This window comes from Amycolatopsis sp. NPDC004378, assembly GCF_053602455.1.
The window spans coordinates 52448-78121 of the sequence record NZ_JBSGDR010000002.1 but is presented as its reverse complement, the minus strand read 5'-3'; the positions used below and the strand labels follow the sequence as shown (position 1 = coordinate 78121).

Genomic DNA, 25674 nt, shown 5'->3' with positions numbered 1-25674 from the left:
GAGGAGTGCCGTTGCCCGCAAGACCGCTTCGCGTGATTCTCGTGCTGGCACTGGTTTTCCTGGCCTCGGCGCTGACGCCGTCGGCGGGTGCGGCCGACGCCCCGCCGTTCTCGGTCGGCTACGACGACGTCGTCTACGGAGACTTCCTGTACGCGGGCAACGGCGTCCTGCGCTGCCCGGTCGCCGCCGACCACGCGCCGGTCTCCGGGGCCGTCGCCACGCCGGCGGCGTGCGCGAACACCGCGGACCGCAAGGACACGCTGGCCAACGACGACTTCTTCATGCAGTGGGCCGACGTCGACGCCGACCCCGGCACGTTCGACTCGGCCAGCGCGTCGGTGCGCATCCCGCCCGGCGCCCGCATCGCGTTCGCCCGCCTGAACTGGGCCGGAAACACGACCGGGACGACGTGCGGTCTCCGCGAAGGCGTGCCCGCGGTCCCGCCGCCGGGGACACCCGCCGCGCAGAAGGTCCGGCTTTCGGTCGGCAGCGCGAAGCCCGTCGATGTCGCCCCCGCGAACTTCAGCGAAGAACCGGGCCAGTACTACTCGGCCAACGCCGACGTGACCGCCCAGTTCGCCGGCGCGCCGACCGGGTCCGCGCTCGACCTCACGGTCGGCAACGTGTGGGCCCCCAAGGGTTTCGGCTGCGTCGGCGGCTGGTCGGTTTCGCTGGTCTACGCCTACCCGGAGCGCAATCCGGACTTCGCGCCGAACAAGCGCAAGGTCGTCGTCTACGACGGGCACGTCCGGCAGACGCCCGGCGCCCCCACCGAGACGACGATCACCGGCTTCCGCGCCGCGGCCGCCGACGCGCACATCGGCGTCACCGCGTACGACGGCGACTGGGGCGAGTCCGGCGACCAGTTCCTCGTCGACGGCACCCCGGCGGCCGAGCCCGCGACCGGCGGGACGTCGAACTTCTTCATCTCCAACGCCGACAACGCCGCCGCGCCGGGGGTGAAGAACAACTTCAGCGTGGACGCGAAGGCGTTCGACGTCGACACCATCCCGGCGGGCGCGACGAGCGCGAAGCTCGGCTTCGTCACCAGCGGCGACACCTACCTCGCGCAGAACATGGCGTTCTCGGTGCCGGTGCCCGAACTCCACGTCGCGATGCACGCGAAACAGCCGAAGGCGCACGCCGGCGACCCGGTGACGTTCGCCGTCGCCGTGACGAACCCGGGCGGCCTCCCCGCGTCCGGCGTGCAGGTCGCCGACCAGGTCGTCCCGGCCTGCGCCAAGCCACTCGGCACGCTCGCGCCGGGCCAGACCGTCACTTACGACTGCACCGGCCCGGCACCGGCCGACGACTTCACGAACACGGCGAAGGCGACCGGCACGACCGCACCCGGCGACGCACTCGACGGCGCCGCGTCCGCCCACGTCGACGTCCTGCACCCGGCGCTGGGCCTGACGAAGACGGCCGACAAGCCCGCCTACCGCGCCGGTGACACCGCGACCTTCACGGTCAAGGTCACGAACACCGGCGACACCGGGCTTTCCGGCCTGGCGGTCGCCGACGTCAAGGCCCCTTCGTGCACGCTCGCCGGAGCGCTCGCGCCCGGCGAAAGCCGCACGACGACGTGCACGGCGAAGGCGCCGATCGCCGACGGCGTCAACACCGCGACCGCCACCGGCACCGACGAGCTCGGCAAGCAGGTCACGGCCACCGCCGACGCACCCGCGCCGACGATCGCGCCCGCCGTCGCGGTCACCAAGACCGCGGCCCCGCCGGTGGTCCACGCGGGCGAGGCCGTCACGTTCTCCGTGTCGGTCAAGAACACGGGTGACAGCCCACTCGCGCAGGTGAAGGTCACCGACGACACGACGACGTCGTGCTCGCGCGCGTTCGACAGCCTGGCCGCGGGCGCGACGCAGACGTACACGTGCACGGCGAACCCGTCCGCGACGACGACGTCGCACGTGACCGCCACCGGCACCGACCTCTCGGGCCGGCCGGTGACCGCCACCGCGTCGGCGACCGTCACCGTGATCACGCCGGCGCTGACGCTCACGAAGAACGCCTCGCCGGGGGTCGTGCGGCCCGGCGACCCGATCACGTTCACGATCACCGTCGCCAACGCCGGCGACGCGCCGCTGACGGAGGTCGCCGTCACCGACGACCGCACTCCGGCGTGCGCGAAGACGATCGGCGCGTTGCCGCCGCGGGCCAGGCAGACGTACACCTGCACCACGCCGGCCCCGCCGGACGACTTCACCAACACGGCCGCCGCGTCGGGGAAGGACGAGCTCGGCCGCACGGTGAAGGTCACCGGCGACGCCGTGGTGGACGTCATCCACCCGGCCGTCGCGCTCGCCGCGCAGGCTTCGCCCGCCGCGGTCCGCGAAGGCGACACAGTGACGTGGACGATCACCACCACCAACACCGGCGACGTGCCGCTCACCGACGTGAAGGTCGCGGACGACCAGGTCGCGGGCTGCGCGAAGCCGCTCGGAACGCTCCAGCCGCGGGCGACTTCGGCGTACACGTGCACGACGGTCGCGGGCCCGGCCGGCCTCACGAACAAGCCGGCGGTGACGGGCACGGACCCGACGGCCCGCCCGGTGACGGCCACCGCCGAGGCCGCGTTCGCCGTCCAGCACCCGGCCGTGGCGATCACGGCCGAGGTGACGGGCGGCCCGTTCCGCGAGGGCGACGCGGTGCCGCTGCGCATCACGGTCCGCAACACCGGCGACGTGCCCCTGACCGCGTTGCGAGTCACGGACTCGCCCGTCCGGCAGGACACGGGCCAGGCGCCGGCGGGCCACGTCTCTCGCGAGCCGGTGGCCGTCGGCGTGCCGCACGCCGGCGAACAGGTCGCGGGCGCCGACAGCCAAGCCGCGGGCACTCCGCCCACCGCGCGAACCACCGGTCCGCAGGCACGCGCCACCGGGTGCGCCCAGGTCCTCGACGGCACTCTCGATCCCGGCGCCTCCCGGGACTTCGGCTGCACCCTCACCGCCCCGGGCGACGACTTCGCCGCCGCCGTTCACGTCACCGGCACGCCGCCGGTCGGGTCCGTCGTGACCGCTGACGCCGAGTCCGCGGTGGATGTCATCCACCCGGCCGTCGCGATCACCAGGTCCGCCGATCCGACGACTGTCCGCCAAGGTGACACCGTCACCTCGACGATCACCGTCACCAACACCGGCGACAGCCCGCTCCGCGACGTTTCCGTAGCCGACAAGCAAGCGCCGGGCTGCGCCAAAACCCTGGGCCGGCTGGAACCGCTGGCGAAGCAGACCTACACGTGCACCCAAGCCGCCGGGGGCGCCGACTTCACCGCCACCGCGGAGGTCACCGGCACCGACGCCACGAACCGTCCGGTGACCGCGGCCGCCGGGGTACCGGTCGATGTCATCCACCCGGCGGTCACCGTCACGGACGACGCCGCGCCCGCGCGGGTCCGGCAAGGCGACACCGTCACGTTCACCCTCGTCGTCGCGAACACCGGGGACGTCCTGCTGACCGACGTGTCCCTCGCGGACAGTCGCACTCCGGCGTGCGCTCGGACCATCGGCACCCTCCCTTCCGGCGCTGTCACGCGCCACACATGTACGGTAACCGCGGGTACCGACAATTTCGCGACCTCGGCGACCGCCACCGGCACCGATCCGACGAAACGCCAGGTCAGCGCCACCGGCAACGCGTCCTACACCGTCCTGCACCCCGGGCTTTCGATCGTGCACGAGACCAAGGGGCCCTTCCGCGAAGGCGACACCGTGCCGTTCACGGTCACCGTCACCAACACCGGCGACGTGCCGCTGACCGCGGTCGCCGTCACCGGTGAACAGGCCTGCGCGAGGACGTTCGACAAGCTCGAGGCGGGCGCCACGCAGAAGTACGACTGCACCGCGACGGCCCCGAAGGACGACGTCGTGAGCACCGTCGAAGCCAGGGCCACCGCGCCGGTCGGCCCGCCGGTCAGCGCGAAGGACACCGCGGACGTCGACGTCATCCACCCGGCCGTGAAGATCGCGAAGGAAGCGAAGCCCGCAACGGTCCGCGTGGGCGACGACGTCACCTTCACCGTCGTCGTGACCAACACCGGCGACGTCCCGCTGACCAGCGTGTCCATTGTGGATGACGGCACCTGCGCCAAGAAGTTCGACGTGCTGGCCGCCGGCGCGAACCAGAGCTACACCTGCACCCGGAAAGCGCCGGACGACGACTTCACCACCACCGCCGACGTGACGGGAATGGACCCGACCGGTCGCGCGGTGCACTCGAAAACCGAGGAAAAAGTCGATGTGGTGCACCCCGAGATCGCGGTGATGAAGGACGCGACGCCGTACGAAGCCCGCCCTGGCGGCACCGTCACCTTTTCCGTTCTGGTCAAGAACACCGGCGACGTGCCGCTCACCGCCGTCTCCGTCGTGGACGACCACACGCCGGCCTGCGCGCACCGCGTCCCGGAACTCGCGCCCGACGCGGAAATCACCTACACCTGCACGACGATCGCCGGCAAGGAAGGCTTCACGAGCAGGGTGACCGTCTCCAGTGAGGACCCGACCGGTCGTCCGGTGACGGCTTCCGGCGAAGCCACCTTCGTCGTCCGAAGCGGCTGAATGGAGTAACGGGCCAGCGTCCGATTGCGGCGAATTCCGGACCCTTCGGCGACAAGTCGTGCCGAAGAAATGTGACCAGTGCGTTCGCAGGGTTCTCGCCGTAATCGTCCCGTGATACGTTCTCGCGCCGTGTCCCCCATTGGTGAACGTGCTCGCGTGGTGATGGTGTCACTCAGTGTGCTGATCGGCGTTTTTTCCGCCGCGGCCGGCACCTGGATGGCTTCGGCGGAAGGAAACACCGCCGAGCTGGGCGCCGCGGCGTTGGTGCTTCCCCATGGGCCGGCGGGGTCGGGTGGCGGCAGCGGCACCGACCTGGCCGGCGGTCAGGTCCGCACCACGACGCCGCCCACGACCGGCGCCCCGGCCCCGGCGACGTCCAGCGCGGCTCCGGCGCCGAGCACGACCAGCGAAAGCCCGCAGCCGACGACGTCCGAAGCCGCGCCGCCGCCGAGCACCAAGCCCGCGGCCCGCGTCGCGCCCTCGACCGCCGCGCAGGTCATCGACCTCGTCAACGACGAGCGCGCGAAGGCTGGTTGCGCGCCGCTGTCCGAAGAGCCGCACCTGACCACGGCCGCCCAGGACTACAGCGACGACATGTCCGCCCAGAACTTCTTCTCCCACACCAGTCTCGACGGGACGACGTTCGACCAGCGCATCAAGAACGCCGGCTACTCGAAGCCGGGCGCCGAGAACATCGCGAAGGGCCAGACGTCCGCGGCGCAGGTCATGGACGCGTGGATGAACTCCGAAGGCCACCGCGCGAACATCCTGAACTGCTCCCTGACCAAGATCGGCGTCGGCGTCACGACGAAGGGCTGGTACTGGGTCCAGGACTTCGGCTACTGAGGCTGAAGCCCTATTGGGGGCCCGGCACCTGCCGGTTCCACCGCTCGGCGATGTCGCCGTAGCGCTCCAGGACCCGCGCCCGCAGCTCGGGATCGGTGCGTGGCACGGGCTCGATGAACACCTCGGTGACGTCGTGGAACTGCTCGGTGAGCTCGGCCGCCAGCCGGACGCAGGCGCGTTCGAGGTCCGCGGCGCCGAGCGAGTCGTCGAAGTCGACGCGGGTGCAGACCAGCACCTGGTCGGTGCCCATCAGCATCGTCTGCAGGTCGACGACGGCCTCGATCTCCGGCGCCGCCGAGAGGTGGTCGCGGATGCCGCGGACGATCTGCGGGTCGGCCTGGCGCCCGATGAGCAGGCCCCGGTTCGTCCGCCCGAGCAGGTAGGCGACGCAGGCGAGCAGCAGGCCGATGGCGATCGACGCGGCGCCGTCCCAGATCTCCGAGCCGGTGAGCTGGTGCAGCAGGATGCCGAAGAACGCGAGCAGCAGACCGATCAGCGCCGCCGAATCCTCGAACAGCACGGTCTTCGGCGCCGGGTCGTCGATCAGCCGGAGGTACGTCCAGAACGTCCGGTTCTCGTCTTTCGACTCGCGGCGGACCTGGCGGATCGACTGCAGCCACGACGTGCCCTCGAGGCAGAACGCGACCGCCAGGACGATGTAGCTGAGGATCGACGTGCTCTGGGCCTCGCCGTGGCCGAGCACCGTCGAAACGCCTTCGTAGAGGGCGAACATCGAGCCCGAAGCGAAGATCGACACGGCGGCGAGCAGTGACCAGAAGTAGCGCTCCTTGCCGTAGCCGAAGGGGTGCATCCGGTCGGCGGGGCGCGACGAACGCTTCAAGGCCGTCAGCAGCAGGACTTCGGTGAACGTGTCGGCCACCGAGTGCGCCGCTTCGGACAGCATCGCGCCGGACCCGGTGATGATCCCCGCGATCAGCTTCATCACGGCGATGGCCAGGTTGACGCCCCCGGCGAGCAGAACGGTGAGGGTGCTTTCGCCCCCCGCGTTCCCGTTGTCCTCGGTCACCCTGGTGAGCGTAATGGTCAGAGGCGGCGCAGGCCGTGCAGCACGCGCTCCATGAGCGCCACCGCCGGCCGGCCTTCCGTGTTCACCCGGGTGTCGTGGATGGTGACCAGGCCCTGCTCGGCCATGTCGTCGAGCAGCACGCGGACGACGCCGAGCGGCACGCTGAGCGTGGCCGCGACCTCGGCGACCGAGCGCGGGTGGCGGCAGAGCGTCCGGACCGAGCGGAACTCGCCGGCGATCCGGGCGCCGTTCCAGTGGGCGCCGGCCCGGGTCGAGACGAGCGCTTCGATCGCCAGGTGCCGCCGCGACTGCGTGCGGCCGCGCGTCAGGACGTACGGGCGGACGAGGGTGCGCTGGGCGGGAACGTGGCCGAGCGGCTCGGTGATCCGGCTCTCCTCGACGGGCGGATCCTCGCGGAGGGCGTGCCTGCCGGTGGCGGAATGACGATCTTCCCCGCGCCCGGTGCCCGTGGTCCGCAGGTCGTCGCCCATCCTCGCTGCCCCCTGATTCCGTGATCGTCGAGTGGGTCCTCGCAGGCAGCGGTGGCGGCGAGGAAACGTCAGGATACGCCGGATGTCCAGTCTTCAGGTCGTCGTTTGTCATTGGCACGATGGGCCATTTCAGTGATTATCATGAACGATCTTCGGGTAATCGATTGCCATCACGGAAATCCCAGCTAGTGGACGCCTTCGGCCGCTGTGACAACGGGTAGTTCAGCCGTTACGAATTCGCCGGAGCGGTCTTTCCCGCAATCGAAAACGGCCCCGGCCAGGAAGTCCTGACCGGGGCCGTGCGTTTTCTGCGAATCGCGTCAGTCTTCTTCCGAGAGCGACGGCGCGCCGAGGGCGACGGGCTTCGGCTCCGGCTTCCGCTTGACCGCTTCGAGCAGCATCTGCGCGACGTCGACGATCTCGACCTTCTCGCTCGCGCTGCCGTCGGCCTGCCGCGCGGTGAGGCCGTCGTTCAGCATCACCTTGCAGAACGGGCAGCCCGTCGCGATCTTCGACGGCGCGGTGCCGAGCGCCTCGTCGACGCGTTCGACGTTGATCCGCTTGCCGATCTTCTCTTCCATCCACATGCGAGCGCCGCCCGCGCCGCAGCACATCGACTTGTCGCCGTGCCGCGGCATCTCACGCAGCTGCGCCCCGGTCGCGCCGACCAGCTCGCGCGGCGCCTCGTACACCTTGTTGTGGCGGCCGAGGTAGCACGGGTCGTGGTAGGTGACGTCCTCGGCGACCGGCGCCACCGGCACCAGCTGCTTCTCGCGGACCAGGCGGTTCAGCAGCTGCGTGTGGTGCACGACGTCGAACTGGCCGCCCAGCTCCGGGTACTCGTTGGCGAGGGTGTTGAAGCAGTGCGCGCAGGTCACGACGACCTTGCGGGCCTTGCGCTCACGGCCCTCGAACACCGAGTTCAGGACCTCGACGTTCTGCTGCGCCAGCATCTGGAAGAGGAACTCGTTGCCGGCGCGGCGAGCCGGGTCACCGGTGCAGGACTCCTCCGAGCCGAGCACCGTGTACTTGACGTCGGCCATGTGCAGCAGCTCCGCGACGGCGCGCGTCGTCTTCTTCGCGCGGTCCTCGAACGCGCCGGCGCAGCCGACCCAGAAGAGGTACTCGGCGTCGCCGAGGTCGCCGTCGAACACCGGCACCTCGAAGTCGAGGTCCTCGGTCCAGGCCAGCCGGTCCTTGGCGTTCTGGCCCCACGGGTTGCCCTTGTTCTCCAGGTTCTTGAACATCCCGTTCAGCTCGCTCGGGAAGTTCGACTCGATCATCACCTGGTAGCGGCGCATGTCGACGATGTGGTCGACGTGCTCGATGTCCACCGGGCACTGCTCGACGCAGGCGCCGCAGCTGGTGCAGGACCACAGGACGTCGGGGTCGATGACGCCGCCGTCGTCCCCGATCAAGGCCTTCTGGGACTCGGCGATCGCGAGGACGTCGATCCCGGCGTACATGTTGTCGCCGGACAGGCCGACCTCGTCGCCCGCCATGTCCCGCTTGCCGCCGGCCAGCAGGTACGGCGCCTTCGCGTAGGCGTGGTCACGCAGCTGCGTGATGACCAGCTTCGGCGACAGCGGCTTGCCGGTATTCCACGCGGGGCACTGCTCCTGGCAGCGGCCGCACTCGGTGCACGTCGAGAAGTCCAGCCAGCCCTTCCAGCTGAAGTCCTCGACCTTGCCGACGCCGAAGGTGTCCTCGTCCGGGTCGGCTTCCTCGAGGTCGAGGACCTTGCCGCCGCTCATCATCGGCTTGAGCGCGCCGAGGGCGACGCCGCCGTCGGCCTCGCGCTTGAAGTAGATGTTGAAGAACGCGCTGAAGCGGTGCCAGGCGATGCCCATGGTCATCGTGCGCGCGACGACGATCAGCCAGACGGTAGCGCTCATCAGCTTGACGAACGCGAACACCGTGACCAGGTTCGGGCTGGCCGGCAGCAGCTCGCCGACCGGGTTCGAGACGAAGGCGGCCCAGGTCGGCGTCTCGTGCGCGCCCAGCGCGGCCTTCGCGGCGCGGACGCCGAGGATGCCGATGCCCTCGATGAGCACGACGGCCTCGATGAAGTACGCCCACTTGAAGTTGGAGCCCTGGAAGCGGCTCTGGCGGTCGGCGCGGCGCGGGTGGTTGCGCTGGCGGATCGCCATCAGCACCAGGATGCCGACGATCGTGCCCACCCCGAGCAGCTCCATGAGCAGCTGGAACGGCGGGAAGTCGTCGAGGACCGGCCAGCCCCAGGTCGGGACGAAGACCTCGCCGTAGGCCTCGAACAGGGCGAGCGAGCCGAGCAGGAAGCCCCACATGACGAGCCAGTGGGCCGGGCCGACGCTGCGCTTGCGGTTCATCCGCGTGTGCGCGGCGAACTCCTTGACCAACGTCTTCATGCGGGGCATGAAGGGGCCGTTGCGCGTCGAGTCGGGCTGCCCGAGACGGATGACGCGCACGAAGCGCGCGATCGTCGCGGCGAACATTCCCCAGGCGACGACGCCGAGCAGGACCGAGATCCCGCCGAGCGTCAGTTGCAGAGCGCCCATCGTTCGGGTGCCTTTCGTCCGGATCGAGCTGTGGTGGTTCGGGCAGACTAATGCTTCTTACTGATGAGTAACCCGTTGAGTGGGGCTAAGTCCCACCGATGTGGTGTACGTCGCTCTTTGTTTCGGGACGATCGTTCAGGTAGTTTTCACCCCTATGGGTGCGTACCTTCTCCTCGCGCTGGCGATCGCCGCCGAGGTGTCCGCGACGGTCTCGCTGAAGCTCTCCGAGGGCTTCTCGAAGCTCGGGCCGTCGATCGTCGTGGTGGCCGGGTACGCCGTCGCGTTCGTCGCGCTGTCGTACGTGCTGAAGACGGGGTTGCCGATCGGCGTCGCGTACGCGATTTGGGCCGCGGCCGGCGTCGCCCTGGTCGCGATCGTCGGCGTCGTGTTCCTCAAGGAGCCGGTCAACGCGGCCATGATCGCCGGGCTGGCGCTGGTCATCGGCGGCGTCGTGCTGATCGAAGTCGGGAGCGCGTCGACGTGAAACTGCAGGTGGACGGCCGCAAGGCACGCGGGGAGAAGCGGCGCGCGGAGATCATCGAGGCGACGCTGCGGGTCATCGAGCGCGACGGCGTCGCGGGCGTCACGCACCGGACGGTCGCGACCGAGGCCGGCGTGCCGACGACGTCCACGACGTACCACTTCTCGTCGCTGGACGACCTGCTGATCGCGACGCTCATCTCATGCGCCCGCGACATGGCGACCGAGGTCTACTGGATGATCGACCGGGCCCGCTCGCGGGGCTCCCGCGGCGCCGAGGAGGTCGCGGGCCTGCTCGCCGAGGCACTGGGCCCGCGGCGCGGCCGCACGATGGCCGAGTACGAGCTGTACCTGCTGGCGGCGCGGAAGCCGGAGCTGCGCCCGGCCGCCCGGCGCTGGCTCGACGTCCTGACGTCGATGGTCCGCCACGACGACGAAGTGGCGTTCCGGGTGTTCCTCGCGGGCATCGACGGGCTGCTGATCCAGGGCCTGATCGACGACGAGCCGCCGTCCGCCGACGAGCTGCGCCCGGTCGTCGACTACCTGCTGAAACCTCGCTGAAACACCCCGGCTCTAGCGTCGGGCGCATGACGACGAAGCAGGAAGCCGCCGAAGCCGTCCTCGCCGCGAAGGTCCGTCTCGGACTCAGCTGGGCCCAGCTCGCCGAAACCCTCGACGCGCCGCTCGCGTGGACGACGTCCGCGCTGCTGGGCCAGCACCCGGTGCCCGCCGAGCTGGCCGCGAAAGCCGCCCAGGTCCTGGAGCTGGACTCCGAGGCCGAAGCTGCCTTGCGGCTGCAACCCACGCGCGGCGCTCTGGACGACGTGGTGCCGACCGACCCGACGATCTACCGCTTCTACGAGGTCCTGCAGGTCTACGGGCCGACGATCAAGGAGCTCATCCACGAGCAGTTCGGCGACGGGATCATGAGCGCGATCAACTTCAAGCTCGACGTCTCGCGGCGCGAAGACCCGGGCGGCGAGCGCGTGGTCGTCACCATGGACGGGAAGTTCCTGAAATATCAGTGGGGCTGATCCGGCCGCCTGGGTTAACTTCCGGGGTATGCGGATCTTCGGTGACCACGAACTCGACGACGACCGGGCCCGGCTGGACCTCGACGTGGTGTGGAAGTTCCTCTCCACCGAGGCCTACTGGGGCCGCTGGCGCACGCGCGAGCAGGTCGAAGCGGCTGTCGCGGGTTCGTGGCGAGTCGTCGGCGCCTACCGCGGCACCGAACAGGTCGGCTTCGCACGGGCGTTTTCGGACGGCGTCAGCTCGGCCTACCTCGCCGACGTGTTCGTCGTCGGCTCCGCGCGCGGAAGTGGCCTCGGCAAGGAGCTCGTGCGGGAGATGATCGACAACGGTCCGGGCGCCGGCTTCCGCTGGATGCTGCACACCGCCGACGCGCACGGCCTGTACCGCCAGTTCGGCTTCGGCGAGCACACCAAGGGCCGCTACCTGGAACGCGAAGGCGTGAACACCGAGTCGTTGCGCTGACGCCGGCTTCTCAAGACTCTGCCCGGTGTTCCAGCCGGCCGTCGCCCGTGAACCCGAGCCGCCGGTAGAGGGCGAGAGCGGCGGTGTTGCCGTCGGCGACCCGCAGCGTCACCTTACGCGGGGCCGCCCAGTCGACGATCGCGCGGACCAGCGCCTCGCCGACTCCGCGCCCGCGCGCGGGCGGCGCGACCCACATCGTGCCGAGTTCGACGGTGCCTTCGTCCGGGAAGCCGGTGGCCATTCCCACCGGTCCACCGGCGAAGTCGGCGATCACGTTGTGGGAGCCGCGGAGCCGCTCCCGCCAGCGTTCCTCGGGCGCGCCCAGCCAGTCGTCGAGCGTGGCACTGAACGCGTGCGGAGCGTCGCGAAGGGCTTGGAGCCGGAGGTCGCGCCACTCCCGCCAGTCGTCCGGGGAGACGACCCGGACCGGCGGGAGTGGCCTTCCCACGTCAGCCCTTGTTCTCGTAGACCGCGGTGAGCACCGCGCGGGCCAGGGTGTGCCCGAACATGTTGAAGCCCAGGAAGGCGGGAGTCGCGTCCTCCGGCACGTCCAGCTTGTCGACGTCCAGCGCGTGCACCGCGAAGTAGTAGCGGTGCGGGCCGTGCCCGGGCGGCGGCGCCGCGCCGAGGAACTGCTTGACGCCGCCGTCGCCCTTGAGCGCGACCGCGCCTTCCGGCAGGCCCGAGCCGTCGCCCGCGCCCGAGGCCAGCTCCGTCACCGAGGGCGGGACGTTGAACACGGCCCAGTGCCAGAACCCGCTGCCGGTGGGGGCGTCCGGGTCGTAGCAGGTGATCGCGAAGCTCTTCGTCTCCGCGGGGAAGCCTTCCCAGGACAGGTGCGGCGAACGGTCCTCGCCACCGGCGCCGAAGATGCCGGAGAGGTGGGGCGTGGCCAGGGTTTCGCCGTCGGCCACGTCGGTGCTGCGCAGGGTGAAGGACGGCACGTCGGGCAGGGATTCGTACGGGCCGGGTGCTTGCGGCATGGATCCTCCTGATCACGGAACTGGAGTCTGGCGCCAGGTTAGGCCCCCGGCCCCGCCCCCGCGTGTCAGGGACGGATCTCAGGGTCTTTCGGGGGGTTACCCCCATGTGCCCGCCCTTCCCCCGGTCCTAACGTTTTCTCACGCAGAGGGAACAACACTGAGGGGACCAACGACCATGGCACGCCCGCTCCTGGCTCTTGGTGGCATCGTCCTGATCGGCGTCGGCCTGGCGACCGCGTTCGGCTGGGGCTGGGGCTCGGACTTCGAGAACACCCAGACCCTTTCGGAAACGATCCGCAGCGTGAAGCTGGAAGGCGACGCGGGGTCGGTGAAGATCCGCACCGGCACCGGACCGTCGACGGTGCACCAAAAAGTCGACTACCACTGGCGCAGCAAACCGGGTGACACCTTCTACCGCGTCGACGGCGACCAGCTCGTGCTCACCGACTGCGGGACCAACTGCTCGGTCGACTTCGAAGTCGTCGTCCCCGCGGGCGTGCCCGTCACCGGCCGGGTCGACTCCGGGGGGCTCGACATCGCCGGGGTGGCGAGCGTGGACGTCCAGGCCGACTCGGGGCACGCCCGGGTCGAGGACGTGCCCGGCCTGGTGAAACTGCGGATGGACAGCGGCGGGACCGACCTGCGGAACGTCGGCGAGGTCCAGCTGCACAGCGATTCCGGCGGCATCCGGGGCACCGGCGTCCGCGGTCCGGTCGACGTGACGTCGTCGAGCGGCGGGGTCGACTTTTCGCTGGTACAGGCGAACAACGTGACGATCAAGGCCGACAGCGGCAGCATCGACGTGCGGGTGCCGGGCGGGCCGTACCGCGTCGTCGGCGACAGCGACAGCGGGCACCGCAGCGTCGACGTCCCGACCGACGGCTCCGCGCCGAACACGCTCGACCTCACCACCGACAGCGGCAGCGTCACGGTCCGCGCGGCCTGACCTTTTCCTTATAACGGGGGCGTTTTCACCATGGGCAAGATCGAACGGCGCGTGCTGGCGGCCGCGCTGCTGGGGGCCGTCGCGATGTTCGGCGTCGTGGGCTTCACCCGCGGGGAGCAGGCCGCGGCACCGGCGCTGGGGGTGCCGGTCGCCGCGGATTCCCACTATCGAGTGACTTCCGGGGCCGGCACTCCGGCGGAAGTCGTTGTGCAGCAAGGAAACCCCGATTTCTTCCGCTCCTCCTGGACCGGCCGCCGCTCCTGAACCGGCCGGCGACGCGGCCAGGCGTGGTGGGCAGCCGCCTCGGCGCGGGTCTGGTGAGCGGCATCACACCCACTCAGGCCGGGCGATCCCGCGGAACCCGGGAACAAGAACCGGGAACGGCTCGTTAGGCTGGGTACGAAGGTTGAGCGCAGTCGACTCAAGTCCGGCTTGACGAGGTGCGTGAGGACCCGACTAAACTTGCCACGTGCCCGCTCAAGGCGGGGACGAACGTGCAGGTCACGTACACAGCAGGCTTACACAGGAGGAAAGCACCATGGCGCGAGCGGTCGGCATCGACCTCGGCACGACCAACTCGGTCGTAGCCGTCCTTGAGGGCGGCGAGCCGACGGTCATCGCCAACTCGGAAGGCTCCCGGACCACCCCCTCGATCGTCGCCTTCGCCAAGAACGGTGAAGTGCTGACCGGTCAGCCGGCCAAGAACCAGGCCGTGACGAACGTCGACCGGACCATCCGGTCCGTGAAGCGGCACATCGGCACCGACTGGAAGACCGAGATCGACGGCAAGAACTACACGTCGCAGGAGATCAGCGCCCGGGTGCTGATGAAGCTCAAGCGTGACGCCGAGGCGTACCTGGGCGAAACCATCACCGACGCGGTGATCACCGTCCCGGCGTACTTCGAGGACGCGCAGCGGCAGGCCACCAAGGAGGCCGGGCAGATCGCCGGCCTGAACGTGCTCCGCATCGTCAACGAGCCGACCGCCGCCGCGCTGGCGTACGGCCTGGACAAGGGCGAGAAGGAGCAGACCATCCTGGTCTTCGACCTCGGTGGTGGCACCTTCGACGTCTCGCTGCTGGAAATCGGCGAGGGCGTCGTCGAGGTCCGCGCGACCTCCGGTGACAACCACCTCGGTGGTGACGACTGGGACGAGCGCATCGTCAAGTGGCTGGTCGACAAGTTCAAGGCCACGAACGGCATCGACCTGACCAAGGACAAGATGGCGCTGCAGCGCATCCGCGAGGCGGCGGAGAAGGCGAAGATCGAGCTGTCCAGCTCGAACTCGGCCGGCATCAACCTGCCCTACATCACCGTCGACGCGGACAAGAACCCGCTGTTCCTCGACGAGCAGCTCTCGCGCGCCGAGTTCCAGAAGATCACCTCGGACCTGCTCGACCGGACCAAGGCGCCGTTCAACAACGTCATCCGGGACGCGGGCATCTCCGTCGGCGACATCGACCACGTCGTGCTCGTCGGTGGGTCCACCCGCATGCCGGCCGTCGCCGAGCTGGTCAAGGAGCTGACCGGCGGCCGCGAGCCGAACAAGGGCGTGAACCCGGACGAGGTCGTCGCGGTCGGCGCGGCGCTGCAGGCCGGTGTGCTGAAGGGCGAGGTCAAGGACGTCCTGCTGCTGGACGTCACGCCGCTGTCGCTCGGCATCGAGACCAAGGGTGGCGTGTTCACCAAGCTCATCGAGCGCAACACCACGATCCCGACCAAGCGCTCGGAGATCTTCTCCACCGCGGACGACAACCAGCCGTCGGTGCAGATCCAGGTGTTCCAGGGTGAGCGCGAGATCGCCGCGCACAACAAGAAGCTCGGCATGTTCGAGCTGACCGGTCTCCCGCCCGCCCCGCGTGGCGTGCCGCAGATCGAGGTCACCTTCGACATCGACGCCAACGGCATCGTGCACGTGACCGCGAAGGACCTGGGCACGAACAAGGAGCAGTCGATGACGATCACCGGTGGCTCCGCGCTGCCGAAGGACGACATCGAGCGGATGGTCAAGGACGCCGAGGCGCACGCCGAGGAGGACAAGACCCGTCGCGAAGAGGCCGAGACGCGCAACCAGGCCGAGACGCTGGTCTACCAGACCGAGAAGTTCCTCAAGGACAACGACGACAAGCTGCCCGAGGACCTCAAGGGCAAGGTCAAGTCGGCGATCGACGAGTCGAACGAGGCCCTGAAGGGCACCGACTCGGCGAAGATCCGCGAGTCGATCGAGAAGCTGAACGCCGCTTCGCAGGAACTGGGCACCGCCCTGTACGCCAACGCGAACGCCGCTCAGCCGGGCGCCGAGGGTGCCGCGGGTGCGGCCGGGGACGCCGGTGCGGCCGGTGGCCAGGCCAAGGCCGATGACGTCGTTGACGCCGAGATCGTCGAAGAGGACGAGAAGAAGTGACCCACAGCTACGACGAATCCGAGAACCAGGGCCGCGGCCCCGAGGAGCCGGTGGTCGTACGCGATCGGCGGCGGGTGGACCCCCAGACCGGGCAGGTCCGCCCGCCCGGTCCGGCCCACGCCGCGCCGGAGCCGGAGGGCACGCCCGTGGAGCACGCGGGCCCCTCGCTCGGCGAGTCCATTGTGGACGAGTCGGTGACGGTCGTCTCCGACGTCGAGAAGGAGCTGGCCGAGCGCACCGCCGACCTGCAGCGCCTGCAGGCCGAGTACGCCAACTACCGCAAGCGCGTCGAGCGCGACCGCGAGGCGGTCGTCCTCGGCGCGAAGGCGACCGTGGTCAACGACCTGCTGCCGCTGCTCGACGACCTCGAGCGGGCCGAGCAGCACGGTGACCTCACCGGGGCGTTCAAGGCCGTCGGCGAAAAGCTGATCAGCGGCCTGCAGCGCGCGGGGCTCGAGTCGTTCGGCGTCGAGGGCGAGGCCTTCGACCCGAGCGTGCACGAGGCCGTGCAGCACAACACCTCGCCGGACGTGGCGGGACCGACGGTCACCGTGGTCATGCGCCGCGGCTACCGCTTCGGGGACCGCGTGCTGCGGGCGGCGCTGGTCGGCGTGACCGACCACGAGCCCGGCGCGGCCCCGGTGGACCCGTCCGTCGGTGGCGAGCTGCCACTCGACGGCGGACTCGATGACCGGCAGCAGTAACGGAAACCCAGTGGAAGGAGGAGACGCCCGATGAGCGCACGGGAATGGATCGGCAAGGACTTCTACCGTGAACTGGGCGTCTCCTCCGACGCCACAGCGGACGAGATCAAGAAGGCCTACCGCAAGCTGGCCAAGGAGAACCACCCGGACGCGAACGCCGGCAACGCGCAGGCGGAGCAGAAGTTCAAGGCGGTCTCCGAGGCCTACGGCGTGCTCTCCGACGCGAGCAAGCGCAAGGAGTACGACGAGGCGCGGCGGCTGTTCGGCGGCGGGGGCGGGTTCAACTTCCCCGGTGGCGGCGGCACCGGCAGCTTCGACATGGGCGACATCTTCGGCCAGGCCGGCGCCGGCGGTCAGCAGGGCGGTTTCGGCGGGCTCGGCGACATCCTCGGCGGGCTGTTCGGCCGCGGCCGGACGACGGCGGGCGCGACGGCCAACCGGCCGCAGCGCGGCGCCGACGTCGAGACGGACGTCCGGATCGACTTCGTCGAAGCGGTCAAGGGCGCGACCCTGCCGCTGCGGCTGTCGAGCCCGGCGACCTGTTCGACGTGCGGCGGCAACGGCGCGAAGCCGGGCACGTCGCCGCGGACCTGCCCGACCTGTTCCGGGTCGGGGCTGGTCAGCCGCAGCCAGGGTGCGTTCGCGTTCTCCGAGCCGTGCCGCGACTGCCGCGGCCGCGGGCAGATCATCGACGACCCGTGCCCCGAGTGCGGCGGCGAAGGCGTCAGCACGCGGACCCGCACGCTGACCGTCCGGATCCCGCCGGGCGTCGACGACGACCAGCGCATCCGGCTGGCCGGTCAGGGCGAGCCGGGCCGGGGTGGCGCGCAGGCGGGCGACCTGTACGTCCGGGTGCACGTGGCCCCGCACGCGCTGTTCGGGCGCAAGGGCCTCGACCTGACGATCACCGTGCCCGTGGACTTCACCGAACTGGCGCTCGGCACGACGATCACGGTGCCGACGCTCGAGGGCAAGGTCTCGCTCAAGGTGCCACCGGGCACGGCGAGCGGGCGGGTGCTGCGGGTGCGCGGCAAGGGCATCGCCAAGCGCGACGGTTCGCAAGGTGACCTGCTCGTCACCCTCCAGGCGGCGATTCCCGCCAAACTGGACGACAAGGCGCGCGAGGCACTGGAGGCGTACGCCGAGGCGATGGCCGGGCACGACCCCCGGCCCGAGATCACCGATCTGCTCGAAGGCAGGTGAGCGGGATGTTCGGCGGGATTCCGCAGGAAGGCGACGAAGAGACCCCGGTGTTCGTCATCTCGGTGGCGGCTCAGCTCGCCGGGATGCACGCGCAGACGTTGCGCACCTACGACCGGCAGGGCCTGGTGTCGCCGGGCCGCACGTCCGGTGGCGGGCGGCGCTACTCGATGCGGGACATCGCGCTGCTGCGCGAGGTTCAGCGCCTGTCGCAGGAGGACGGCGTCAACCTGGCCGGCATCAAGCGCATCATCGAGCTGGAGAACCAGGTCGACGCGCTCCGGGCGCGGCTCGCCGAGCTCACCGAAGAACTGGCCGCGGCGTACGCGGCCGGAGAACAGGCCGCGGCGGCGGCCCACGCGTCCTACCGCCGGGACCTGGTCCCGCTCAACCAGCAGACCGCGATGGTGGTCTGGCGGCCCAAGCGCCGCTGACGTTCCGACACGGCGAAGGCCTCCCCGGCGAGTTCGGGGAGGCCTTCGTGCGTCAGAGGTCCAGCCGCGGCCAGGCCGCGAGGTCGGCCAGCAGCCGGCGGTCGTGCGTCGCGACGACGACCGCGGCCGGGGTGGTGAGCAGGGCCTCGGTCAGCTCCTCGACGAGCACCGCCGACAGGTGGTTGGTCGGTTCGTCGAAGACCAGGACGTCCGGGCGCCCGGCCAGCCGCAGGGCCAGGTCGAGCCGCCGCTGCTGGCCCTGGGACAGCCGGCCGACCGGCGTGCGCACGGCTTCCGCGTCGAGCAGGCCCATGCCCGAGAACGGCACCCCGGCTTGCTCGAAGATCCGGCGGGCGGTCAGTTCCCCGGGCCACGCCGGGACTTCCTGGCCGATCAGGGCCACTTTCGCGCCGGGCAGGTGCCGGACCGCCCCCGTCGTCGGCGGGAGTTCGCCGGCGAGCGCGGAGAGCAGCGTCGACTTGCCCGCGCCGTTCTCGCCCGTGACGAGCAGGCGGTCGCCGCGGTCGAGCGACAGCGTCACCGGACCCGCGAGACGGTCGGCGACGCCGACGTCGTGCAGGCGGACCAGTGCCTGCGCGCCGGAGCCGAGATCGGGCCACCGCAACGACAACGGCGGCTCGGGCACGGTCACGCGGTGCGCTTCCAGCGCCGCCCGGTCCCGGTTGAGCGCCTGGACGACGCCCGGTGCGCGGGACTGGCGCTGGTGCCGTCCGGTGCCCTTGTCCGGCCGCCAGCCGGTGCTGAGCCGGTCGCGTGCCCGCGCCACCGCGAGCGTGAGCTGCCGGTGCGTGTCCTGCTGCTCCTCGTACTCCTGCACCCAGCGTTCGCGGTCGCGGCGGCGGCCGTCCCGCCAGGCCTGGTAGCCGCCGGCGTAGCGGCGCGGGCGGCCGTCCTGGCTGGGGTCGAGGTCGAGGAACTCGGTCGCGACGTCGGCGAGCAGCGCGCGGTCGTGGCTGACCAGCGCGACGCCGCCGTCGTGGCCGCGCAGGCGGTCGGTCAGGAACGCCAGGCCGGCGGCGTCGAGGTGGTTGCCGGGCTCGTCGAGCAGCAGGAAGTCGTGCCGCGCGCCGAGCAGGCAGGCCAGGCGCACGCGGTAGCGCTGCCCGACCGAGAGCGTGCTCAGCTCGCGGGCCCGGTCGGTGCACGCGCCGAGGGCTTCGAGGGCGATGTCGACGCGGCGTCCGGCGTCCCACGCGTCGAGGCGCGTGGCCGCTTCGAGCGCGACGGCGTAGTGGTCTTCGCTGAAGTCCGAAACGGCCGCGTCGAGGGCCCGCAACGCGTCTTGGGCGGCACGCAGCGCTTCGGCGGTCAGCGTGCCGACGGTCTCGCCGGACCGGAACGGCAGCGCCTGCCGCGCGACGCCGACGGTGCCCGCGCGGTGGACGGTGCCCTGGTCGGGCGCCCGCAGCCCGGCGAGGACGTGCAGCAGCGTGGTCTTGCCACGCCCGTTCTCGCCGACGATCGCCAGCCGCGACCGGGGTGAGACGGTGACGCTCACGTCGTGCAGCACGCGGCGTGAGCCGAGGGTGACGCCGACGTTTTCCGCGCGCAGGTGGACATGGTCTGTCGCAAGGGAATTCAAGGGATGCTCCGCAGCTCGGAAGGAGCCGGGCAGCACGAAAGGGGCCGCCCGGCGATGACCGGGACGGCGGGCAAGGACGAAGAGGTGCGCCGCCGTCAGCGGCGGGTGCGCAACCTCGCGAAGACCGCGTAGGAGTACATCATGATCGCGAGGCTAGCCGCCGGGAGCGCGGCGGCCAACCGGATTTCGGGCGGCCGCGCTCCCGGCGTCAGGCCTTGAAGTCGAGCAGTTGCCGGACTTCGGCGGTCCGGGATTCGATGACCCGCCGGGCCAGGTCACGCGCCGGGCCGTTGACGCCGCCGCTCGCGCCGTTCTCCGTCCTGGCCAGCTCGACCGCGCCCTGTTGCTGGCCGGTGAGCACGTCCAGGAACTTGCGGGTGAACTCGCGGTCCGATGCCGTCCGAAGGGCGCCGACGACGTCGGGCGTCGTCATCTGCATGCCGCCGTGGCCCGCGTGGGCCTGCGGGTTCAGGTCCATCGTCTCGGGCTGGGACCAGGCGCGCAGCCAGCCCTTCATGTCGTCGATCTCGGTCTGCTGGGTCGACTCGATCGCCGCGGCCAGCACCTTCAGCTCGCCGGGCAACTGCCGGTTCGCGGCCAGCCGGACGATCTCGATGCCCTGCTGGTTCTGCGGGATCAGCATCTGCAGGAACATCACGTCGGCCGCGTTGTAGGCGGGAGGAGCCGCCGTCGCGCTGCAGCCCGTCAGCAGCAGCGCGACGACGGCGAGCAGCACCCTCACAGACGCTGCCACAGCGCCGGGGTGTTCGGCGGTTCCCAGCCCGCGATCGCGGTGTGCGGCTGGATGCAGCGGTAGCTCGCGCCGCCGTAGGTGACGACGTCGCCGACCTGGTACGCCGTGCCGGGCGCCCACGTTCCGCTCTGCGGCGGGGTGGTGGTCGGGGGCGGGGTCGTGGTGGGCGGCGGGGTCGTGGTCGGGGGCGGGGTGGTCGTCGGCGGCGGGGTCGTCCCGCCACCGCCGATCTGGAGGTCGATGCAGCTGTAGAACGCATTGGCCGTGTCGGAGATGTTCCAGATCGCGAGCACCTTCACCCGGCCCGAGTAGCCGGAAAGGTTCACCGTGTGCTGGACCGTCGCCGGTGGCTGCTGGCCGTTGCCGTTGAACGACGCCACGAGCGTGTTGCCGACGTAGTACTCGTAGCTCTTGGTGGCGTGCCGGGCGGTGAAGACCCAGTTGAACGTCACCGACGTGCCGACCGACTTGGCCGGCCAGGGCTTCGATTCGTCGGCCAGCTCGGCGAACTGCGCCAGCCCGGCGTTGCAGCTGCGCAGGCCCTTGGGACCTTCGACGCTCTGGGGTTCGTAGACGATCTGGCCGCAGTTCGGGACCTTCCCGGCCGCGCAGTTGGCCTGCCGGCTGGGCGGGTCCGAGACGTACCCGTGGGCACTCGCGGTCGTGGCGGGGAGGACGACGACCAGCACCGGGGCGAGCAGAGCGCCGGCTGTGGCCGCGAAGAGCTTGCGTTTCCAGGTCATTTCGGCTCCTCGAGGGGGAACAGCGGTGTTCCAGGGGAGGACGAACGAGCACATCCGGGGAAGATGTGGTCTAGACCATAAGGTGAATCGGGCACAACGGTCAACGAACTACGACCATTCGGCGAAACCGCTCGCCCGCTCGGCTCAGTGCGAAGGTGGGGCCGGTTGCCGCAGGTGTTCACCGAAGAACGTCGTCACCCGGTGCCACGCGTCTTCGGACGCTTCGTGGTGGTAGGTGAAGCCGACGACCTTGAGCAGGAGGTTCAGCGGCGGCGCGACCTCGACCTTGTTCGCGAACCCGTGGCTGGCCCCGTCGTACTCCTTGACGTCGTGCGGGATCTCACGCTCGGTGAGCGCCGTCTCGAGCTTGGCCGCGGCACCGCGCAGCGAGAAGTCCTTCTTGCCGAAGCTGGCGACGATCGGGCAGGCGTCGTCGAGCACCGAGAGGTTCTTCGGCAGCTGCCCGTAGTAGGGTGCGGACGCCTCGAACCCGCGGGACGCCGCGATGAGCGCGAAGCCGCCGCCCATGCAGAAGCCCGCGATGCCGATCCGGCCGGAACAGTCTTCGCGCGCGGCCAGCAGCGAGCGGGCCGCCTCGATGTCGTCGAACGTCCGGCCCTGGTTCGCGAACATGTCCGAGAACACGCGACGCACGCAGCGCCGGAAGCCGCCACGCGAGTACATGTCGGGGCTGAGGGCGAGGTAACCCTCGGCGGCGAAGCGGTCCGTGATGTTCTTCGTGTCCTGGCTCAGCCCGAACGCGTCGTGGATGAGCACCACGCCCGGGTGCGGGCCCTCGCCGGCGGGCTCCGCCAGGTAGCCGCCGATCGTGCCGTCCGAAACCGGAATAGTCATCTCCATATCGGCGAAGATAGCGAGATTCCGGCCGGGCCGCCCGGCCCGCTGAGAGTTCCTCAGTCCATGGTGAACGGGTCGTAGGAGATGCGTTCGAGGTCGATGCCGCGGGCCAGGAGCTTCGCGATGGTCGCCTGGATCATCGGCGGCGAACCGGAGACGAGCACGTCGTGGTCCTTCCACGTGCCCCGCTGCGTCACGGCGTGGGCGAGCGTGCCGCGGTCGCCCCCGGCCAGCGCGCCCTCTTCGGTCACCGGGGTGACCGTCAGCCACTTGGCCGTCGCGGCGAACCGGCGCAGGTCGTCCAGTGCGTAGAGGTCGTCGGGTCTTCGGCCGCCGAAGAACAGGTGCACCGGCGGGTTGCGCTTCCAGCGCGCGAGGTCGTCGAGGATGGCCAGCAACGGCGTGACGCCGGTGCCGCCGCCGATCATCAGCAGCTTCCGCTTGGTGGTGGTCGGCCGCACGTTCAGCACGCCCATCGACGGCCCGAGGCGCCAGACGTCGCCCGGTTTCGTGTGGTTGACGATGCTGCCGCTGACCCAGCCGCCGGGCACCGCGTGCACGTGGAAGGTGAGCTGGCCGTCGCCGCGGGGCGCGTTCGACGGCGAGAAGTAGCGCCAGAACCGCGGGCGCTGCGGCACCTCCACGCTGACGTACCCGCCCGCGCGGTACGGCAGCAGGCCCTCGGTGCGCACCTTGACCAGGGCGACGTCGCGCGCGAGCTTGCGGTGCTCGAGCACGGTCGCCGCCCACGACGCCGGCCCGGTCTCCGCCTGGGCGGCCTCCCGCATGGTCTTCGAGATGAGCCCGTACGCGGTCGTCCAGGCCGATTCGACTTCGTGGGTCCACTTGTCCTTGAGGAACCGTTTCAGCGCGGCCAGCAGCGCGACCCCGACGGCGTCGTAGTGCCGGGACACGACGGCGAACTTCCGGTGGTCGCGCCCGAGCTGCCCGAGGAACGTCACCAGCTCGTCGGGCCGGTCGACCATCTGCACCACGTACACGAGCGCGCGCAGCAGCCGGCTGCGCTGGGTCGCCATGGTCACCGGGAACAGGTCGCGGCAATCCGGGGCCACCACGAACAACGCGCCGTAGAAGTACTGCGCGAGTTCGTCGGCTTTCGGTTCGATCAGGGCAAAGCTTTCACGGATCAGCCGGGCCAGTTCGCGACCTTCCACGGCGGAAACGGGAACGGTCGCCACGGGCGCGGAGATCTTCAGGGAATCGGCACTCATCGGGAACGGTTTTCTCCAGTCGTGCAAAGGCATTTCGCGCCGTGGTCGCGGCGTCGCTGTGGCGGTGCCGCCCCCGAGGGTTCTCGACAGTAGGCGCATTCCCGTGCAGATGCGCGTGATTACGCGCGTTCCCGCCCGAACGGACCAATTTCGCCACGGCGGGTCAACCCCGGCTGGCACAGCGTAAAAATGATCTCCCGCCCGATTCACCCGATGCCGGGTGTCTATTTAGCTGGAACTGCTCACCGGAAAAGCGTATTGCATTTGCCGGGAACGCGAACTAGTCGATCGTGAACGGGTCGTACTGGATCTGGTCCAGCGCGCTGCCCGCGACCAGCATGCGCGACACCGTCGCGCGGATCATCGCCGGCGAGCCGGAGACGAGGACGTCGTGCTGCGGCCAGGCGCCGTACCGCGTGATGGCTTCGGCGAGCGTGCCCTGCTCGAAGCCGGGGACGTCGCCGCCGCGCTCCACCACGGGTGTCACGGTCAGCCAGGGGTTGGTCGACGCGAGCGCGCGCAGTTCTTCGAGGTCGTAGAGGTCTTCGCGGGTGGGTCCGCCGTAGAACAGGTGGGTCTTCGGGTTGTCGCCCCACAGCGCGAGGTGGTCGAGGATCGCGCGCAGCGGCGCGACGCCCGTCCCGCCGGCGATCATCAGCACGCCTCGTGACGCTTCGCGGTCGACCGTCATCCGGCCGAGTGGCGGGCCGAGCCGCCAGACGTCGCCCGGCTGCGTGTGGCTGACTATCGCCCTGGACACCCAGCCGCCGTCGATCGCGCGGACGTGGAACTCGATGCCGCCGTCCTCGCGCGGCGCGTTCGCCGGCGAGAGGTAGCGCCACAGCCGCGGCCGCTGCGGGACTTCGACGCTGACGTACTGCCCCGGGTGGTAGGGCACGGGCTGGTCGGGCACCAGCCGCACCAGGGCGAGGTCCCAGGTCAGCCGCCGGTGCTCGACCACGGTCGCCGACCACGACGGCGGGTTCGTGTCGGACGCGGCCGCGTCCTGCATGGCCCGCGCGGCGATGGTGAACGCCTCGGCCCAGGCCCGTTCGACCTCGGGCGTCCACTCGGGGCCGAGGTGGTTCTTCAGCGACGCCAGCAACGCCGTGCCGACGGCTTCGTAGTGGCGGGGCACCACGCCGAACTTGCGGTGGTCGCGCCCGAGCTGGCGCAGGAACGGCGCGAGGTCGTCGGGCCGGTCGACCATCTGCACGATGTGCACCAGGGCGCGGACCAGCCGGCCGCGCTGGATCTCCATGTTGATCGGGAAGAAGTCGCGCGTGGTCGGCGCGAGGGTGAACAGCATCCCGTAGAAGAACTGCGAGATCTCCGCGATGTACGGCTCGGACTTGGCCCAGCTGTCCCGGATGAGCCGGACCATCGCGACGACGGCGGCTGGGGCCTCACGCGGGGACGAAGACCGGGGAAGCGGGCTTACTGAGTCGGCTGTCATGGGTTGGTGTTCGCTGGTCGGGGACGGAAAAGCGACAGCACCCGGTCATGCACCGCCGGCCCGGGTGCGGGGACGGGCGCGTGTGATCGGACACCGCCGCTCACAGCCGCCTCCTCGGTCCATCGCCACTGCTGCCACCTCGTTACTCGTCCGCGCCGCGCGCGGTCCGTCCGCAGGGTAGCTGCCGGGCGGCCTTTTGCCCGCATTGTTGCTCCGACCGGGTGTATCGCTCCCGGTGACGGCGTGGGCGACCTCACCAGGACGATCCTTGCTCGCGCAAGCGATGCGCAATAAACTTGTATTACACAAGTAATGGCTGTGCGGGAGGGTCCGATGGGCTTCGACGACACCGACGACGACGTCCGGGTCGAGCTCATGCGCGAGCTGAAGACCGCGTCGCAGCTCCAGCACGCCTGGGTCATGCAGGCCTGGCAGGACCAGCCGGGGTTGCACCCGGCGGCCGCGATGCTGCTGTCGGATCTGGCGAAGAACGGCGAGGCGCGGCCGTCCGAGCTGGCGAAACGCCGGTTCGTCGACCTCTCGGTGGTCAGCAGGCAGATCACGCAGCTGTCCGCCGCGGGCCTGGTCGACCGCCGTCCCGCGCCCGAGGACGGCCGGGCGTCGCTGGTCAGCGTGTCCGAGAAGGGCCGGGCCGAGCTCGCCCGCTGGCGGGCCAACTACCTGGAGTTCATGGAGAAGGCGCTCGGCGGCTGGGACGACGAGCGCGTCACCGACCTCACCGGGCGGCTCGCCGAGATGAACGCCGACCTGCGCCGGGCGCTGGGCACTACCGCCTGGATGGCCGAGCAGGCGAAGTGATCACTCGGCCAGTTGACGCAGTTCCGCTGCGGTAACACTCGTAGTGGCATTTTGCACGTCGGAATGTGTCCGTTCGGGCCTGACTCGAC

The 25674-nt window shown here is 70.4% G+C and carries 25 protein-coding genes; 14 read left to right on the top strand and 11 right to left on the bottom strand.

Translation table 11 applies throughout. The features are described from left to right. Positions 1–41: 41 nt before the first annotated feature. Both ACWEN0_RS07905 and ACWEN0_RS07900 read left to right on the top strand, forming a co-directional pair. A complete protein-coding gene (locus ACWEN0_RS07905) occupies positions 42–4571 on the top strand; it encodes a DUF7507 domain-containing protein (RefSeq protein ID WP_451970054.1) in 4530 nt (1509 codons plus the stop codon). 156 nt (positions 4572–4727) lie between these two features. Continuing rightward, positions 4728–5417, top strand: coding sequence for a CAP domain-containing protein (locus tag ACWEN0_RS07900; protein WP_451970051.1), 690 nt, complete (start codon positions 4728–4730; stop codon positions 5415–5417). A gap of 10 nt (positions 5418–5427) precedes the next feature. On the opposite strand, the gene ACWEN0_RS07895 is transcribed toward ACWEN0_RS07900, so the two are convergent. The 3 genes from ACWEN0_RS07895 to ACWEN0_RS07885 form a co-directional block, all read right to left on the bottom strand. Beyond that, positions 5428–6444 (bottom strand): cation diffusion facilitator family transporter, encoded by a 1017-nt coding sequence (locus ACWEN0_RS07895; protein WP_451970048.1) that lies wholly within the window; start codon positions 6442–6444, stop codon positions 5428–5430. 17 nt (positions 6445–6461) lie between these two features. Further along, positions 6462–6935, bottom strand: a complete 474-nt coding sequence (locus ACWEN0_RS07890) for a DUF742 domain-containing protein (protein WP_451970046.1) — start codon at positions 6933–6935, stop codon at positions 6462–6464. 320 nt (positions 6936–7255) lie between these two features. Further along, entirely contained in the window at positions 7256–9472 is a 2217-nt protein-coding gene (locus ACWEN0_RS07885) for a (Fe-S)-binding protein (RefSeq protein WP_451970044.1), read from the bottom strand. 154 nt (positions 9473–9626) lie between these two features. Here ACWEN0_RS07885 and ACWEN0_RS07880 point away from each other — a divergent pair, with 154 nt between their 5' ends. From ACWEN0_RS07880 to ACWEN0_RS07865, 4 genes are read left to right on the top strand one after another with little or no spacing between them, the layout of a single operon-like run. Next, positions 9627–9956: a DMT family transporter gene (locus ACWEN0_RS07880; RefSeq protein WP_451970042.1), complete on the top strand. Its 330-nt coding sequence runs from the start codon at positions 9627–9629 to the stop codon at positions 9954–9956. After that, on the top strand, positions 9953–10513 hold the full coding sequence (locus ACWEN0_RS07875; protein ID WP_451970040.1) for a TetR/AcrR family transcriptional regulator: 561 nt from the start codon (positions 9953–9955) through the stop codon (positions 10511–10513). The genes ACWEN0_RS07880 and ACWEN0_RS07875 overlap by 4 nt, the downstream gene beginning before the upstream one ends. A 26-nt stretch (positions 10514–10539) precedes the next feature. After that, on the top strand, positions 10540–10986 hold the full coding sequence (gene cynS, locus ACWEN0_RS07870) for a cyanase (protein WP_451970038.1): 447 nt from the start codon (positions 10540–10542) through the stop codon (positions 10984–10986). Between the two features lie 28 nt (positions 10987–11014). Continuing rightward, the gene (locus ACWEN0_RS07865; protein WP_451970036.1) at positions 11015–11449 is read left to right on the top strand and encodes a GNAT family N-acetyltransferase; all 435 of its coding nucleotides are present in this window, start codon (positions 11015–11017) and stop codon (positions 11447–11449) included. A gap of 10 nt (positions 11450–11459) precedes the next feature. Here ACWEN0_RS07865 and ACWEN0_RS07860 read toward each other — a convergent pair whose 3' ends face one another. Beyond that, positions 11460–11897, bottom strand: coding sequence for a GNAT family N-acetyltransferase (locus ACWEN0_RS07860; protein WP_451970034.1), 438 nt, complete (start codon positions 11895–11897; stop codon positions 11460–11462). Position 11898: 1 nt separating this feature from the next. Continuing rightward, positions 11899–12432 (bottom strand): YbhB/YbcL family Raf kinase inhibitor-like protein, encoded by a 534-nt coding sequence (locus tag ACWEN0_RS07855; protein ID WP_451970032.1) that lies wholly within the window; start codon positions 12430–12432, stop codon positions 11899–11901. Positions 12433–12607: 175 nt separating this feature from the next. Between ACWEN0_RS07855 and ACWEN0_RS07850 the strand changes: the two genes are divergently transcribed. The 6 genes from ACWEN0_RS07850 (at position 12608) to ACWEN0_RS07825 (ending at position 18120) form a co-directional block, all read left to right on the top strand. Further along, the gene (locus ACWEN0_RS07850) at positions 12608–13378 is read left to right on the top strand and encodes a DUF4097 family beta strand repeat-containing protein (RefSeq protein ID WP_451970030.1); all 771 of its coding nucleotides are present in this window, start codon (positions 12608–12610) and stop codon (positions 13376–13378) included. Between the two features lie 30 nt (positions 13379–13408). Next, positions 13409–13642, top strand: coding sequence for a hypothetical protein (locus ACWEN0_RS07845; protein WP_451970028.1), 234 nt, complete (start codon positions 13409–13411; stop codon positions 13640–13642). A 274-nt stretch (positions 13643–13916) separates the two neighbouring features. Next, a complete protein-coding gene (dnaK, locus tag ACWEN0_RS07840) occupies positions 13917–15782 on the top strand; it encodes a molecular chaperone DnaK (protein WP_451970027.1) in 1866 nt (621 codons plus the stop codon). Continuing rightward, on the top strand, positions 15779–16486 hold the full coding sequence (grpE, locus tag ACWEN0_RS07835) for a nucleotide exchange factor GrpE (protein WP_451970026.1): 708 nt from the start codon (positions 15779–15781) through the stop codon (positions 16484–16486). The genes dnaK and grpE overlap by 4 nt, the downstream gene beginning before the upstream one ends. Before the next feature lie 30 nt (positions 16487–16516). Beyond that, positions 16517–17689 (top strand): molecular chaperone DnaJ, encoded by a 1173-nt coding sequence (gene dnaJ / locus ACWEN0_RS07830; RefSeq protein ID WP_451970025.1) that lies wholly within the window; start codon positions 16517–16519, stop codon positions 17687–17689. 5 nt (positions 17690–17694) lie between these two features. Then, positions 17695–18120, top strand: a complete 426-nt coding sequence (locus ACWEN0_RS07825) for a heat shock protein transcriptional repressor HspR (protein ID WP_364510460.1) — start codon at positions 17695–17697, stop codon at positions 18118–18120. Positions 18121–18172: 52 nt separating this feature from the next. Here ACWEN0_RS07825 and ACWEN0_RS07820 read toward each other — a convergent pair whose 3' ends face one another. Next, positions 18173–19723, bottom strand: coding sequence for an ABC-F family ATP-binding cassette domain-containing protein (locus ACWEN0_RS07820; protein WP_451970023.1), 1551 nt, complete (start codon positions 19721–19723; stop codon positions 18173–18175). A gap of 3 nt (positions 19724–19726) precedes the next feature. Here ACWEN0_RS07820 and ACWEN0_RS07815 point away from each other — a divergent pair, with 3 nt between their 5' ends. Next, on the top strand, positions 19727–19855 hold the full coding sequence (locus ACWEN0_RS07815; RefSeq protein ID WP_451970021.1) for a hypothetical protein: 129 nt from the start codon (positions 19727–19729) through the stop codon (positions 19853–19855). 76 nt (positions 19856–19931) lie between these two features. Here the strand turns inward: ACWEN0_RS07815 and ACWEN0_RS07810 are convergent, their stop codons facing one another. From ACWEN0_RS07810 to ACWEN0_RS07790, 5 genes are all read right to left on the bottom strand, one after another. Beyond that, a complete protein-coding gene (locus ACWEN0_RS07810; RefSeq protein ID WP_451970019.1) occupies positions 19932–20477 on the bottom strand; it encodes a DUF305 domain-containing protein in 546 nt (181 codons plus the stop codon). Then, on the bottom strand, positions 20462–21220 hold the full coding sequence (locus tag ACWEN0_RS07805) for a lytic polysaccharide monooxygenase (RefSeq protein ID WP_451970017.1): 759 nt from the start codon (positions 21218–21220) through the stop codon (positions 20462–20464). The genes ACWEN0_RS07810 and ACWEN0_RS07805 overlap by 16 nt, the downstream gene beginning before the upstream one ends. Positions 21221–21364: 144 nt before the next feature. Beyond that, the gene (locus ACWEN0_RS07800) at positions 21365–22081 is read right to left on the bottom strand and encodes a dienelactone hydrolase family protein (RefSeq protein WP_451970015.1); all 717 of its coding nucleotides are present in this window, start codon (positions 22079–22081) and stop codon (positions 21365–21367) included. A gap of 53 nt (positions 22082–22134) precedes the next feature. After that, entirely contained in the window at positions 22135–23238 is a 1104-nt protein-coding gene (locus ACWEN0_RS07795) for a globin domain-containing protein (RefSeq protein WP_451971938.1), read from the bottom strand. A 352-nt stretch (positions 23239–23590) separates the two neighbouring features. Beyond that, complete coding sequence (locus tag ACWEN0_RS07790) at positions 23591–24766, bottom strand: globin domain-containing protein (RefSeq protein ID WP_451970013.1); 1176 nt, start codon at positions 24764–24766, stop codon at positions 23591–23593. 333 nt (positions 24767–25099) lie between these two features. Between ACWEN0_RS07790 and ACWEN0_RS07785 the strand changes: the two genes are divergently transcribed. Continuing rightward, a complete protein-coding gene (locus ACWEN0_RS07785) occupies positions 25100–25585 on the top strand; it encodes a MarR family winged helix-turn-helix transcriptional regulator (protein ID WP_451970011.1) in 486 nt (161 codons plus the stop codon). Positions 25586–25674: the final 89 nt, after the last annotated feature.